The sequence below is a fragment of the Pseudomonas sp. A125 genome (genome assembly GCF_055409485.1).
The window spans coordinates 57814-71704 of record NZ_JBUZVP010000007.1; the positions used below are offsets into that span (position 1 = coordinate 57814).

Annotated in this window: 11 protein-coding genes; 6 read left to right on the plus strand and 5 right to left on the minus strand. The window is 60.7% G+C overall.

Annotated features, from left to right (window positions below; translation table 11 throughout):
- Window positions 1–31 precede the first annotated feature (31 nt).
- From pilH to ACZRN6_RS11470, 5 genes are all read left to right on the plus strand, one after another.
- The gene (gene pilH / locus ACZRN6_RS11450; protein ID WP_017476512.1) at window positions 32–397 is read left to right on the plus strand and encodes a twitching motility response regulator PilH; all 366 of its coding nucleotides are present in this window, start codon (window positions 32–34) and stop codon (window positions 395–397) included.
- A gap of 12 nt (window positions 398–409) precedes the next feature.
- Window positions 410–934: a chemotaxis protein CheW gene (locus ACZRN6_RS11455; protein ID WP_322148117.1), complete on the plus strand. Its 525-nt coding sequence runs from the start codon at window positions 410–412 to the stop codon at window positions 932–934.
- Window positions 931–2982, plus strand: a complete 2052-nt coding sequence (locus tag ACZRN6_RS11460) for a methyl-accepting chemotaxis protein (protein WP_322148116.1) — start codon at window positions 931–933, stop codon at window positions 2980–2982. Before ACZRN6_RS11455 ends, ACZRN6_RS11460 begins: the two co-directional genes overlap by 4 nt.
- 219 nt (window positions 2983–3201) lie before the next feature.
- Window positions 3202–9042: an Hpt domain-containing protein gene (locus ACZRN6_RS11465; RefSeq protein ID WP_464007978.1), complete on the plus strand. Its 5841-nt coding sequence runs from the start codon at window positions 3202–3204 to the stop codon at window positions 9040–9042.
- Window positions 9035–9490: a chemotaxis protein CheW gene (locus tag ACZRN6_RS11470; protein ID WP_010167660.1), complete on the plus strand. Its 456-nt coding sequence runs from the start codon at window positions 9035–9037 to the stop codon at window positions 9488–9490. Before ACZRN6_RS11465 ends, ACZRN6_RS11470 begins: the two co-directional genes overlap by 8 nt.
- Before the next feature lie 121 nt (window positions 9491–9611).
- Here the strand turns inward: ACZRN6_RS11470 and ACZRN6_RS11475 are convergent, their stop codons facing one another.
- A complete protein-coding gene (locus ACZRN6_RS11475) occupies window positions 9612–10247 on the minus strand; it encodes a LysE/ArgO family amino acid transporter (RefSeq protein ID WP_322148114.1) in 636 nt (211 codons plus the stop codon).
- 22 nt (window positions 10248–10269) lie between these two features.
- Window positions 10270–10818 carry a hypothetical protein gene (locus ACZRN6_RS11480; RefSeq protein WP_322148113.1) on the minus strand — a complete coding sequence of 183 codons (549 nt, stop codon included), beginning with the start codon at window positions 10816–10818 and terminating at the stop codon, window positions 10270–10272.
- A 288-nt stretch (window positions 10819–11106) separates the two neighbouring features.
- Between ACZRN6_RS11480 and ACZRN6_RS11485 the strand changes: the two genes are divergently transcribed.
- On the plus strand, window positions 11107–11742 hold the full coding sequence (locus tag ACZRN6_RS11485; RefSeq protein ID WP_322148111.1) for an NBR1-Ig-like domain-containing protein: 636 nt from the start codon (window positions 11107–11109) through the stop codon (window positions 11740–11742).
- 19 nt (window positions 11743–11761) lie between these two features.
- Here ACZRN6_RS11485 and ACZRN6_RS11490 read toward each other — a convergent pair whose 3' ends face one another.
- The 3 genes from ACZRN6_RS11490 to ACZRN6_RS11500 all read right to left on the minus strand — a co-directional run bounded on the left by ACZRN6_RS11490 (window position 11762) and on the right by ACZRN6_RS11500 (window position 13698).
- Window positions 11762–12049 carry a HigA family addiction module antitoxin gene (locus ACZRN6_RS11490; protein WP_464007979.1) on the minus strand — a complete coding sequence of 96 codons (288 nt, stop codon included), beginning with the start codon at window positions 12047–12049 and terminating at the stop codon, window positions 11762–11764.
- Between the two features lie 606 nt (window positions 12050–12655).
- Window positions 12656–13243 carry a mobile mystery protein B gene (locus tag ACZRN6_RS11495; RefSeq protein ID WP_322148108.1) on the minus strand — a complete coding sequence of 196 codons (588 nt, stop codon included), beginning with the start codon at window positions 13241–13243 and terminating at the stop codon, window positions 12656–12658.
- Window positions 13234–13698: a mobile mystery protein A gene (locus tag ACZRN6_RS11500; RefSeq protein WP_322148107.1), complete on the minus strand. Its 465-nt coding sequence runs from the start codon at window positions 13696–13698 to the stop codon at window positions 13234–13236. Before ACZRN6_RS11500 ends, ACZRN6_RS11495 begins: the two co-directional genes overlap by 10 nt.
- Between the last annotated feature and the right edge of the window lie 193 nt (window positions 13699–13891).

Below are 13891 nucleotides of genomic sequence, written 5' to 3' on the forward strand. Positions count from 1 at the left end.
GCTTGCGTCTACTAGAAAAGTGGGGAAAACCATGGCACGTGTTTTGATCGTCGACGATTCGCCGACTGAAATGTACAAACTGACCGAGATGCTCGAAAAGCATGGTCACGAAGTCCTCAAGGCCCAGAATGGCGGCGATGGCGTCGCGTTGGCCCGCCAGGAAAAACCCGACGCGGTACTGATGGACATCGTGATGCCGGGCCTCAATGGCTTCCAGGCTACCCGGCAGCTGACCAAAGACCCTGAAACCGGGCACATCCCGGTGATCATCATCACCACCAAGGATCAGGAAACCGACAAGATCTGGGGCGAGCGCCAGGGCGCCAAGGACTACCTCACCAAGCCGGTGGACGAAGAAACCCTGATCGCCACCCTGAACAAGGTGCTGGCCGGCTGACGGCACGTTCCCATGACCGAGTCGCAAACCGCCTTCGAGCTGCTGCTGGACATCGACCGCCGCTGCCGCTTGCTGGCCGCCGACCTGCCGTCCCAGGAGACCCGCCTGCACAGCTGGAGCGGGATTGGGTTCCGCCTGGGCGGGCACTGGTACGTGGCGCCCATGGGCGAAGTCGCAGAGGTGCTGCACGAACCGCGCTGCACCTTGATGCCCGGGGTCAAGCCGTGGGTCAGGGGCGTGGCCAACCTGCGCGGGCGCTTGCTGCCGGTGATGGATTTGGGCGGGTTCCTCGGCCTGGACCTGTCGGTGGCGCGCAAACAACGGCGGGTGCTGGTGGTGGAATATCAGGACGTGTTTGTCGGCCTGTTGGTGGACGAGGTAGTGGGCATGCAGCATTTTGCACAAGACGCATTGTCGATGCGCAACGCGAGCAGCGCGGCGTTTATCCAGGGCGAGTTTGACGGCGACCAGCTGTGGCAGGTCTTCAGCCCCTTCGCCCTGGCCCAGGCTCCAGGCTTCATGGATGTTGCCGCATGAGTACCGTCACCCCCGCCAAACCCCAGGAAGCTTCCCGCAGCCGCTCCCAGATCATCGTGCTGTTTATCGCGCTGATCGTGTTCATCATGCTGCTGTTCGCCAATTTCGCGTACCTCAATACCCAGTCCACCTACGACAAGCAGTACATCGGCCACGCCGGGGAGCTGCGGGTGCTGTCCCAGCGCATCGCCAAGAACGCCACCGAAGCCGCCGCCGGCAAAGCCGCTGCGTTCAAGCTGCTGGGGGATGCGCGCAACGATTTTGCCCAGCGCTGGGGTTACCTGAAAAAAGGCGACCCGGCCACCGGCCTGCCTGCCGCGCCCATCGCCGTGCGCGCAGAAATGCGCGCTGTGCAGACCGACTGGGAAGCGCTGCTGAAAAACGCCGATGCGATTCTGGCCAGTGAGCAAACCGTGCTGTCGCTGCATCAGGTGGCCGCGACCCTGGCGGAAACCGTTCCACAGTTGCAGATGGAGTCGGAAAAGGTCGTCGACATCCTCCTGCAACGCGGCGCCCCGGCCAGCCAGGTGGCGTTGGCCCAGCGGCAATCGTTGCTGGCCGAACGCATCCTGGGTGCGGTGAACACCGTGCTGGCGGGCGACGAGACCGCCGTGCAGGCTGCCGACGCGTTTGGCCGCGATGCCAACCGTTTCGGCCAGGTACTCAATGGCATGCTTAACGGCAATGCCGGGCTGCGCATTACCCAGGTTGAAGACCACGATGCCCGGGCCCGGTTGGCGGAAATTTCCGAGCTGTTCGAGTTCGTCTCCGGCTCCGTGGACGAAATCCTCGAAACCTCGCCGCAACTGTTCCAGGTACGCGCCTCGGCGAGCAATATTTTCAACCTGTCGCAAACCCTGCTGGACGAAGCCTCACACCTGGCCACCGGCTTTGAAAACCTGGCAGACGGGCGCACCTTCGACACCATCGGCGGTTACGTGCTGGGTTTGCTGGCGCTGGCCTCGATCATCCTGATCGGCCTGGTGATGGTCCGCGAGACCAACCGCCAGTTGCGCGAAACCGCCGAGAAGAACGAGCGCAACCAGAATGCGATCATGCGCCTGCTGGACGAGATTGAAGACCTGGCCGACGGCGACCTGACCGTCACCGCGTCGGTGACCGAAGACTTCACCGGCACCATCGCCGACTCCATCAACTATTCCGTGGACCAACTGCGCGACCTGGTGGCGACCATCAACCTCACCGCCGGCCAGGTGGCCGGCGCGGTGCAAGACACCCAGGCCACCGCCATGCACCTGGCCCAAGCCTCCGAGCATCAAGCGCAGCAGATTGCCGAAGCCTCCACCGCGATCAACCAGATGGCCCAGTCCATCGACCAGGTGTCGGCCAACGCCGCCGAATCTTCAGCCGTGGCCGAGCGCTCGGTAGAGATCGCCAACAAGGGCAACGAGGTGGTGCACAACACCATCCACGGCATGGACAACATCCGCGAACAGATCCAGGACACCGCCAAGCGCATCAAGCGCCTGGGCGAATCGTCCCAGGAGATCGGCGACATCGTCAGCCTGATCGACGACATCGCCGAGCAGACCAACATCCTCGCGCTCAATGCTGCGATCCAGGCCAGCATGGCCGGTGATGCCGGGCGGGGTTTTGCGGTGGTCGCCGATGAGGTGCAGCGCCTGGCCGAGCGTTCTTCGGCGGCAACGCGGCAAATCGAAACCCTGGTGCGGGCGATCCAGACGGACACCAACGAAGCCGTGATTTCGATGGAACAGACCACCACCGAAGTGGTGCGCGGTGCGCGGCTGGCCCAGGACGCCGGGGTGGCGCTGGAAGAGATCGAAGGCGTGTCGAAAACCCTGGCGGCGTTGATCCAGAGTATTTCCAATGCGGCGCAGCAGCAGACGTCTTCGGCAGGGCAGATCTCGCTGACGATGAACGTGATCCAGCAGATCACCAGCCAGACGTCGTCGGGCTCCACGGCCACGGCCGAGAGCATCGGCAACCTGGCAAAAATGGCCAGTCAGTTGCGGCGGTCGGTGTCGGGGTTCACCTTGCCGGCGGCGAAGCAGGTGGATGAGTGAAATGCTATCTGCCAAGCACCACCGAACCCCTGTGGGAGCTGGCTTGTTGTGGTGAGGGGGCTTGTCCCCCGTCGGGTTCACCACTGATTGATGGGGCTGCTTCGCAGCCCAACGCGGGGCAAGCCCGCTCACCACAACAAGCCCGCTCTCACATTTGACCTCCATTGATTCTGGAATCGGTGGTCACACAGCAACTCATGAATTCAGACGGGAGCGGTTATGGTTGATCGGCACGACTACGTGGCCCTCGAATGGGTCAAGGGCGAAATTGCCGAAACCCTGAAGCAGGCCCGTTCGGCGCTGGACGCCTATGTGGAAGACGGCAGCAGCGAGGCTATCGGCCAGTGCCTGGAATGCATCCATCAGGTGCATGGCAGCCTGCTGATGGTCGAGTTCTACGGCGCGGCCCTGTTTGCTGAAGAAATGGAACAACTGGCCCTGGCCCTGCAAGGCGCGCGCGTCAGCCAGCGCGACGAAGGTATTCGCCTGCTGCAACAGGGCCTGGGCCAACTGCCGCTGTACCTCGACCGCGTACACAGTGCCCGGCGCGACCTGCCGTTGGTGGTGCTGCCGCTGCTCAACGACCTGCGCAGCGTGCGCGGCGAAAGCCTGCTCTCGGAGACCAGCCTGTTCAGCCCGCAACTGCTGGTGATCCCGCCGTTGCCCGAGGAGGCACTGGCCCAGCGCACGCCGGAGGATTTCCCCGGGTTGCTGCGCCAGTGGCGGCAGATGCTGCAACAGGCGCTGGTCGGCTTGCTGCGCGAAGACCACGGGCCCAGCAACTTGGAAGACATGGCGCGGGTGTTCGCGCGCCTCGAAGCCCTGTGCCATGGTGCGCCGCTGTTACCGTTGTGGCAGGTGACCTCGGCGCTGGTGGAAGGCATGCTCATCGGCGTGGTCGCCAACAGCCCGGCGTTGCGCAGTTTGCTCAAGGCCTGCGACAAGCAACTCAAGCGCCTGTTGGTCCAGGGCATCAACGGCATCAACACCCCGGCCCCGGATGAGTTGCTCAAGAGCCTGTTGTTCTATGTCGCCAAAGTCACCCGACCGACTCCACGGATGCAAAGTTTGAAAGAACGTTATGGCCTCGATGAAGCCCTGCCCGACAGCGCCGTGGTGGATGCCGAACGCGCCCGCCTGGCCGGGCCGGACCGCGATGCGATGGGCTCGGTGCTTGGCGCGCTGTGCGAGGAGCTGGTGCGGGTCAAGGAGCGCCTGGACCTGTTCGTACGCAGCGACCGCCAGCATGCCTCCGACCTTGAGGCCTTGCTGGCGCCCTTGCGCCAGATCGCCGACACCCTCGCCGTATTGGGTTTCGGCCAGCCGCGCAAAGTGATCATCGACCAACTGGCGGTGGTGCTCGGCCTGGCGCAAGGGCAGCGCGAGCCCAACGACGCGGTGTTGATGGACGTCGCCGGCGCCTTGCTCTACGTCGAAGCCACGCTGGCCGGGATGGTCGGCACGGTCGAGCCGGAACGCCGCGAAGAAAGCCGCCTGCCCACCACCGACCTGACGCAGATCCACCATCTGGTGATCCGCGAATCCTGCCAGTGCCTGACCCAGGCCAAAGAGCTGGTGATCGACTGCATAGAGGCCCACTGGGACCGCCAGCGCCTGGAGTCGTTGCCCGAGTTGCTGACTCAGGTGCGCGGCGCGCTGGCGATGATTCCGCTGCCCCGTGCGGCGAGCCTGGTGCGTGGCTGCAATGACTACGTCAATGAGCAATTGATGGTCAGCGAGGTCGCGCCTTCCGAGGCGCAGCTTGAGCATTTTGCCGATGTGCTCACCAGCCTTGAGTACTACCTGGAACGCATGCTCCAGGACCACGACGCTCCGGGCGAACGTGTGCTGGAAGTCGCCGCTGAAGGCCTGGCAGCGCTGGGCTATTTGCCCGCCGAAAAGCCGTGGCGCCAGGCACTGCTTGCCCAGGATGACGCGCCAGCGGAACAAACCCCGTTTCTCGCGGATGCGCTGGCCAGCCCCACCTCACGCCTCAACCCGCCCGCCCTCCAGCGGCCTGGCAGCCTTCTGCCGCCGCCCGCCGGTGAGGAAGCCATCGACGATGAACTGCGCGACGTGTTCCTCGAAGAAACCGCCGAAGTCCTCGATGTGCTGCACCGCTACGTGCCCGTCGGCACCGCGAGCCTTGAAGACAAAGCCTGCCTGAGTGAAATGCGCCGTGCCTTCCACACCTTGAAAGGCAGCGGCCGCATGGTCCGTGCTTTGGTGTTGGCGGAGTTGGCCTGGGCGGTAGAAAACCTGCTCAACCGAGTACTGGAACGCAGCGTCGCGCCGGGCCCGGATGTGCAAGCAGTGCTGGATGACGTGGTGGAATTGTTGCCGGAGCTGATCAGCGATTTTGCTGCCGATGCCCAGCGCCAGCGCGATGACGTAGACGAGCTGGCAGCAAGGGCGCACGCCCTGGCCAGTGGTGTCGAGCCGTCGGCCACAGACCCGGCCGCCCTGGACCCGCAGTTGCTGGAAATCTTCCGCAACGAAGCCCAGAGCCACCTCGACAGCCTCAACCATTTCCTGCAACAAGCCACCGAGCACGTGCCGCTGCAAGTCAGCGATGAACTGCAACGCGCGCTGCACACCCTCAAGGGCAGCGCCTACATGGCCGGGGTGTTGCCCATCGCCGAGCTGGCGCGACCACTGGACCACCTGACCCGCGAATACAAGGCCCACCGCCTGCCGCTGGACCTGGATGAGGTCGAATTGCTGCTGCAAGCCGAGGCGCTCTTTCAGCGCGGGGTGCGCCAGCTGGACACTGATCCCCACGCGGCCATCAACGGCGCGGCGGGTTTGATCGAGCGTACGCAAAACCTGCTGAACAACCAGCTTGAAGCCCTGCTGAATGCGCCTAATACCGGGCTGCGTATCAAGCGCGATCCGCAGTTGATCGCCAACTTCCTGGCCCAGGGCATGGACATCCTGCTGGACGCTGAAAGCCTGCTGCGCCGTTGGCAACAACACCCCGGCGAGCGCCAGGAACTGAGTGCGCTGCTGGACGAATTGACCACCCTTGGCGAAGGCGCACACCTGGCCGACCTGCACCCGATGGACGAACTGTGCGAAGCCTTGCTCGACCTCTACGGCGCGGTCGAAGAAAGCAGCCTGGCGGTCAGCGAGCGCTTCTTCCAAGAGGCCGAGCAGGCCCACGAAGCCCTGATCAACATGCTCGACCAACTGGCTGCCGGCCAGGAAATCAGCGCGGCCCCGGCGCGGGTGCGAGCCCTGCGCGAGTTGCTGGATGAAGGCCTCGACCCATCGGCCACCGGCCTGATCAAAACCGATGGCAGCCGCGCCCTGAGCATCTCCGAACTGGGTGCCGCCACGGCGAAGCTGGACCAGGGCTTTGTGGTGGATGACGAGATTGTCGAGATCTTCCTTGAAGAGGCGGTAGACATCCTCGACAGTGCCGGCCAGTCCCTCAAGCGCTGGCTGCTGGACCCGGATAACGCCGCACCGCTCTCGTCGCTGCAGCGCGATTTACATACCCTCAAGGGTGGCGCACGCATGGCTGAAATCGGCGCGGTGGGGGACCTGGCACTGGAGTTGGAAAACCTTTACGAAGGTTTGGTAGACCGGCGCTACAGCTACTCCAGCGAACTGGCGAACGTGTTGATGGCCGGCCACGAACGCCTGGCGCTGCTGCTTGAGCAGTTGCAACACCAGCAGCCGCTGAACGACCCCACCGACCTGATCAGCAACTTGCGTGAACTGCGCCAAGGCACCGGGCACGTAGCGCCCGCAGTGGCAGCCGAAGTCGAGACGCCAGGCACCGATCCGGAGTTGCTGGATATCTTTCTCGAAGAAGCCGCCGACATCCTCGACAGCTCCGGCGCCGCGCTGCTGCGCTGGCAGGCCGAGCCGAAAAGTCGCCAGGAAGTCGAGACCCTGCTGCGCGACCTGCACACCCTCAAGGGTGGCGCCCGCATGGTCGAGATCGGCCCCATTGGCGACCTGGCCCATGAGCTGGAATTTCTCTACGAAGGCCTGTCGGCAGGGTTGCTGGCGCCTTCGGCGGACCTGTTTGCGTTGCTGCAAGGTTGCCACGACCGTCTGGCGCAGATGATCGATGCGGTGGCGGCGGGGATGCCGGTGGGCTCGGTGGATCAACTGATCGAGCGAATCAAAGGCCTGGTGCATCCGGCTGAAGTGACAGCCGCACCGGTGGCGTTGGCGGCGACCAAAACCGAGGTGGTACCGGCCAGCGATCCGGCCGCCGACATGGTGAAAATTTCTGCCGACTTGCTGGATGACCTGGTCAACCTGGCCGGTGAAACCTCGATCTTCCGTGGGCGCATCGAACAACAGGTCAACGATGCGAGCATCGCCCTGCATGAAGTGGAAACCACCATCGAGCGCATGCGCGACCAACTGCGCCGCCTCGACACCGAAACCCAGGGGCGCATCCTCAGCCGCCAACAGGCCGAGGCCGAGCGCCTGGGTTACGAAGAATTCGATCCGCTGGAAATGGACCGCCATTCCCAGTTGCAACAACTGTCCCGTGCCTTGTTCGAATCGGCCTCTGACTTGCTCGACCTCAAGGAAACCCTCGACCGTCGCAACCAGGACGCCCACAACCTGCTGCAGCAACAGGCGCGCATCAACACCGAGTTGCAAGAAGGCCTGATGCGTACGCGCATGGTGCCATTCGAACGCGTGCTGCCGCGCCTTAAACGTATCGTGCGGCAAGTGGCGGGCGAGCTGGGCAAGGACGTGGAGTTTGTCGTTGGCAACGCCGAAGGCGAGATGGACCGCAACGTGCTGGAACGCATGGTCGCGCCGTTGGAACACATGCTGCGCAACGCCGTCGACCATGGCCTGGAGTCTCGTGATGCGCGTCTGCTGGCGGGCAAGCCGGAGAAAGGTCGCATCACCCTGGACCTGACCCACGAAGGCGGCGACATCGTTTTTGACATGCGCGACGACGGCGCCGGCGTGCCGCTTGAAGCTGTGCGGCGCAAGGCGATCAAACGCGGCTTGCTCGACCCCAACCTGGAAATCAGCGACCGCGACGTGTTGCAGTTCATCCTGCAACCGGGGTTTTCCACGGCCGAGAAAATCACCCAGATTTCCGGGCGTGGCGTGGGCATGGACGTGGTGCATGAGGAAGTGCGCCAGTTGGGCGGCTCGATGGTCATCGACTCGACGCCGGGGGAGGGCGTGCATTTTCGCATTCGCCTGCCGTTCACGGTGTCGGTCAACCAGGCGATGATGGTGCAGTGTGCGGACGATCAATACGCGATCCCGCTGAACACCATCGAAGGCCTGGTGCGGGTCATGCCCCACGAGCTGGAAGGGCACTATCAGCTGGACCCGCCGCGTTATGAATACGCCGGCCAACGCTACGAGTTGTTCTACCTCGGCGACCTGCTGCACACCGTCAGCCGCCCGAAACTGCTGGGCCAGTATCAGCCACTGCCGGTGCTGCTGGTGCAGTGCAACGAGCGGCGCGTGGCAGTGCAAGTCGATGCCATGGCCGGCACCCGGGAGATCGTGGTCAAGGGCCTGGGGCCGCAATTTTCTGGAGTGAAGGGATTGTCTGGCGCCACAATTTTGGGCGACGGCCGCGTGGTACTGATCATCGACCTGCTGGCGCATATCCGTGCGCGGCCACCGGCCTTGCCGGCCCAGGCGGCCGATACACCGTTGCCCCTCAACGACCCCCTGAAAAAGCGCCCGCTGCTGGTGCTGGTGGTGGACGACTCAGTTACCGTGCGCAAAGTCACCAGCCGCCTGCTGGAGCGCAACGGCATGAACGTGCTCACCGCCAAAGACGGCATCGACGCCATGGCCGTGCTGGAAGAACACACCCCGGACCTGATGCTGCTCGACATCGAAATGCCGCGCATGGACGGCTTCGAAGTGGCCATCCAGGTGCGCGACGACCCACGGCTGATGCGCATGCCCATCATCATGATCACCTCCCGCACCGGGCAAAAACACCGTGATCGTGCGATGGCCATTGGCGTCAACGACTACCTCGGCAAGCCTTATCAAGAGTCGGTGCTGCTGGAAAGCATCGCGTATTGGAGCAAGTCCCGTGCTTGATCACCGCGCAACGCAACTCACCGGCTTGCTGCTGCCGTTGGCCGACCGCCACCTGTTATTGCCCAACGTCGCCGTGGCCGAGCTGATCGACTTCCAGCGCGGCGAACCGGCCAGCGACGCGCCGCCGTGGTATTTGCGGCAAGTCACGTGGCGCGATCGGCAGTTGCCGTTGATCAGCTTTGAAGCGGCGTGTGGCGAGTCAGGCGTGGTGGGCGAGCGGGCACGGATTGTGGTGCTGAATGCCCTGGGCGGGCGGCCGACGTTGAAGTTTATCGCGTTGGTGATCCAGGGAATTCCGCGTTCGTACAAGCTCGACAGCCAGTTGAGTTATGTAGACGTGCCGTTGTGCCCGCTGGAGTTGGCGGCGGTGCAGGTGGGGGAGCATGTGGCCAGGGTGCCGGACCTGATGGGGTTGGAAGCGTTGTTGGTCGAGGCCGGATTGGCCTGACACCCCCATTTCCCAAGCCCAATCAAGACCCCTGTGGCGAGGGAGATTGCTCCCGTTGGGCTGCGAAGCGGACCCAAAACCGGCAACCTCTTACAACCAGACACTCATGGGCCTTTTTCCTTCAGAGAGGATGCAGCACCAGAAAATCAGCAATCAGCATCCCTGCCAGGTACACCATCAAAACCGCCACACCCGCGTCCAGTAAACGCCAGACCGTTGCCGAACGAAACAACCCCGTCAGCCTTTGACAGCCCAATGCCAAAACCACAAACCACACCAGCGACGCGGTCATCGCCCCGCTGGCGAAGGACGCTTGTTGGCTGATGGGCTTTGCCGCACCAATAGAGCCAATCAGCACCACGGTATCCAGCCAGGCATACGGATTGGCAAATCCAAGTATCACCGCCGTGCGCAATAATCCTCGTTGTGAGGTGAGGTCACCCTGAGTCTCTGGCATCGACTGGTTACGCACGCACGCCAATAACCTCTGCCCACCGAACCACAATAGATAGGCCGCTCCTGACAGCAGCAAAAAAGCTACCAAACCTGGCTGGCTGCCGAGCAATGAGCCCAAGCCCGTAACGCCAAGAGCGATGAGGATGATATCGGCGAACACGCATACCGCCACCACGCCCCAGACGGGACCGCGACTGACACCCTGCCGAATGACCAGGGTGTCCTTCGGTCCAGGAGCGGCGAACAATCCGATGCCTAATATCAGACCTTCAAGATAAAGGGCGTTGAAGTCAGGAATCATGAAGTGCTCGGCCACCTGGTTATCAGGTCAATTGAAGGGGTTGATTACCGAAACCGGTATGGCGCGCGTTGACGGCGCCTTTCAAGTCGATCGTCTGGTGGCGGAAAAAACCTGTCAGTTCCTGCTCCGCATCAGGGTTAACGAAGTAAATCAGAGAGCTGCGTGGTATTGGTGTTCGAGGAGTCAAAACCGCGTGGTATGCAGCGGGAATCGCATAGTCTGAGAGCTCAGTGAGTAACGACCCGGCCAAGATTGCTATCTCGTTCTCCAAGAGGCGTACCGGCTCCTCACTTCTTGTGAACTCAAAAGCCTTTCGTTTTGATGAATGCGCAGGCCAGTAACAAAATCGCTCACACAGGTCTGGCTGATCCTCAACGCTCGAGTACTCAGCGCCAAAGGGGAAAAATCCATCGGTGTCTTTCGCGAAGGAAAACGAGGCCTTGGTGGCTGCCGATATTGAGGAGTATCCATCAACGATTTTTTTGTAATCCAGCAGCATCGCTTCTGATATTTGCAGGGTGCCAAAGCCTGTTCGAGCAATGGATTCACAGCACGCTTTGATGTGGGTCATGGCTATATCCAAAGGTAGATGTAAAGGAATGCAACAAACACTAGGTTCGCAAGCATGCGAGAAACTACGACACTGGATATGACCGACTAAAAGGGAGCCATCCATGTCCTTCACAACATCGCCAGCAGGTGGCGAGTGTGCATGGTTCAAGACACGTGGCGACGGGCAGGTTGTCTTTTTTGGCGGACAAAAAAATGACGTTCACCTAAAAGTGGGAACCGAAAACTCCGTATGAATATAAAAACGCGAGATACCCTCAGGTCACTGGTTGCGCGACGCAGCCGAGAGTTGGGCAAGCCCCTGACGACGTTGGCCAAGGAGGCGGGAATCTCCAGGACCTACCTGTACGGTCTGGCGGGCGGTGCGTCCAAGGACCCGTCGGTACGGACGTTGATCAAGTTGGCCAAGGCGTTGCAGGTTTCTCCTTTGCTGCTGTTTCGCTACTTCGCTGACCTGACAGGCGCTCCCGCCAATGCGTGCTCAATGGCTGCCACCAATCGCGCTGTAGGTATTGATGATCCGGAAGACGTTGCGGTCTTCAATGCGGATGTCACGACGCCTGATCAGACGGTGGTGTTGCCGGGGGAGGTTTTTCAGAAAACCTGGGAGATTCAGAATCTGGGCACACGACCGTGGCGTGGGCGGCGACTGGTGCGTGTTGACGGGGAATATGTGATTGCCCGTCGTGCTGACGCACAAGGCCAGCTGGAGGTGGTGATGGATACTCACCTGCGTAGCCTGCACAGCGAACTCCCTATTGCCGATACGCTGCCGGGTCAGCCGGTGCATATCAGTGTGGAGTTTGCAGCACCCAGGGAAACCTGCACGGTGGCTTCAATCTGGAGAATTGAGGATGCGCAGGGGGAACCTTGTTACGGGCCTGCGTTCATTTTGCATGTGTTGGTTAATGTCATGGCGCGTTGAATGCCCGGTCGGATTTTTGTCAGTCAATCCGTGCAAACCGCTCGATTTTCGGTTGCTCTCGATGCTCTGCTTGCCACAGGTCATAGGCACTTTGCATCGATAGCCACAACCGAGCTTTGCTGATACCTGCTCGTTCAAGCCTTACGGCAAGATCCGGTCTGATGGGCGCATGCCCGTGGAGGATTCTAGAGAAGGTCTCTCTGGCGAAGCCAAGGCGCCGTGCCATTTCAGTAATGGTGATGGCCAAGGCCGGGATCACTTCTTCAAGCAGAGTTTCGCCTGGATGAGGAGGGTTGTGCATATCCATTCAGTCGTGTCCGGCAGCTATCTCATATAGCCATGAAGGCCAGACAGGGCGATTCCGAGCAACAACCCTAAAAGTCTGTCGGAGCAATCTGCGCAACCTGTCAGAGCCGAATCGATCCTACAAGTGGCCTCTTTTTTGCTCTGGAGAATCTTGGCGCCCTCAGTGTGCGAATGACGTTTTATCCAGCCTCCAAAACCGATTGATCGAGCGAGTCCGAGTTTTTGGCAATTATGTGTGGGAGATTTCGAATCTACCGGATGTCCTAAACAGATCCGGTCTTGCACACCTGCACATGGTTGCCACCCACCTGTTGGCATACAGCTCTTTGGGCGCTTATCGGATTTTTCCTGCAACCTCTCACGCTGTACATGAACTTGTTGTGCCCTGCGATCGCGCCTAGTCTTCGTCTGTCATCGCAAAAAACGGTGACGCGGGGTTGTTGGAGCAACTGATCGCGCATACACAAGCGTTGTTGAAGTGGGTTGAACAGTTGGTGACTCAACAGGAATGGCGTTGATCGGAATGACATCCCTGCGCACAACTGCCACCCTACGAGCACACTGCTTTACCAATTAATCTCAATCTCCGTCGGGTGGCAACATACGCTCAACTGCGCACGAAAGCCTGAAGCGGGCCGTAGTCATTTATGTCGGCGGCACGCAGTGCATGGATATATAACGTACGCACTTCATTGGCTGCTATCAGATTCGCGCTTCCCCAAGAGAACGGAGCGAGCCCTTGCTGCCTCAGGAGGCAGTCGGCCATAAGGCGTGAGTGTCGTCCGTTTCCATTGGGGAATGGGTGCAACGACACGAGTTGGTGGTGGAAGCGCACAGCCACCTCTTCGGCAGGGAACACGTCGTGCTCCAGCCAGTAGGTCGTGTTATCGAGTAACTGGCGCAGGTTGACTGAGATTTTTGTCCAGTCGCAGCCAACATTTTTGTCGGACTTGCGAAACGTCCCGGCCCAGATCCAGGTATCGCTGAACATTTTGATGTGAAGTTGACGGCAGAAGTGTTCGTCCAGGACGTCCAATTTTTTTTGCCGCCCAAGCCAGCGCATCGCTTTGATGATGTTTGCCGCTTCCCATTCATCAAGTTCACCTTGAGTACCGATGTGCTTTGGCTTCAGGCCTGCGGCTTCATCAGGGTCTAACGGTGTTTGCCCAGGTTTGAGTTCAAGCCCTATCGCCATAGTCGAGCCCACGATCCGGAGAGCAGTTCTTTTCGTCGATCCTCCACTTGGCTTTCGATGAACGTATCTGAAGGCCGCTGATCTTCAAGGCTCATTGTGTGGGTGACACCCATAATCTCTTGTCTGGCCAGCCATTCGGCGCGGGCTTCAACCGTCTGGTGCAGTGGTTTTCGTGGCACCAGGGCGTAGACGAGTTCGCAGTCCAAACCCGCCGCCAGCTTGCGTAATTGCGCGAGTGTGATCCGATCTTCGGCTTCGGCCCGCTCCGACTGTTGCAAGGTTGCGAAGGCTACGCCAACCAAGGCGGCTTGAGCCCTTAACGATCGGCCCAGTGCTTCCCTGATGGAGCGCAGCCAGCCGCCCGGCGGCGTGGGCTTGCCTCGCAGTGCTTCAAAGGGTTCGAGGGCCCGCTCCACTTGGGTCAGGCGCAATTTAGAGAGATCGGATGAGGCCATGAGATGCCACCTTTTTTAGCCTGGAAGTATTCGTATGTAGCTTATTGTATGCCTTTAAGTATACGTTTCGATATTTATTGATTGGTTATGAGCATACAAAACTAATTATTATGTATGCTTAAATGCGATCTAAAATAAATATTTAGTATAGTTATAGGCAATCAATATGGATGGGTTCCTGTGACCCTTGTAA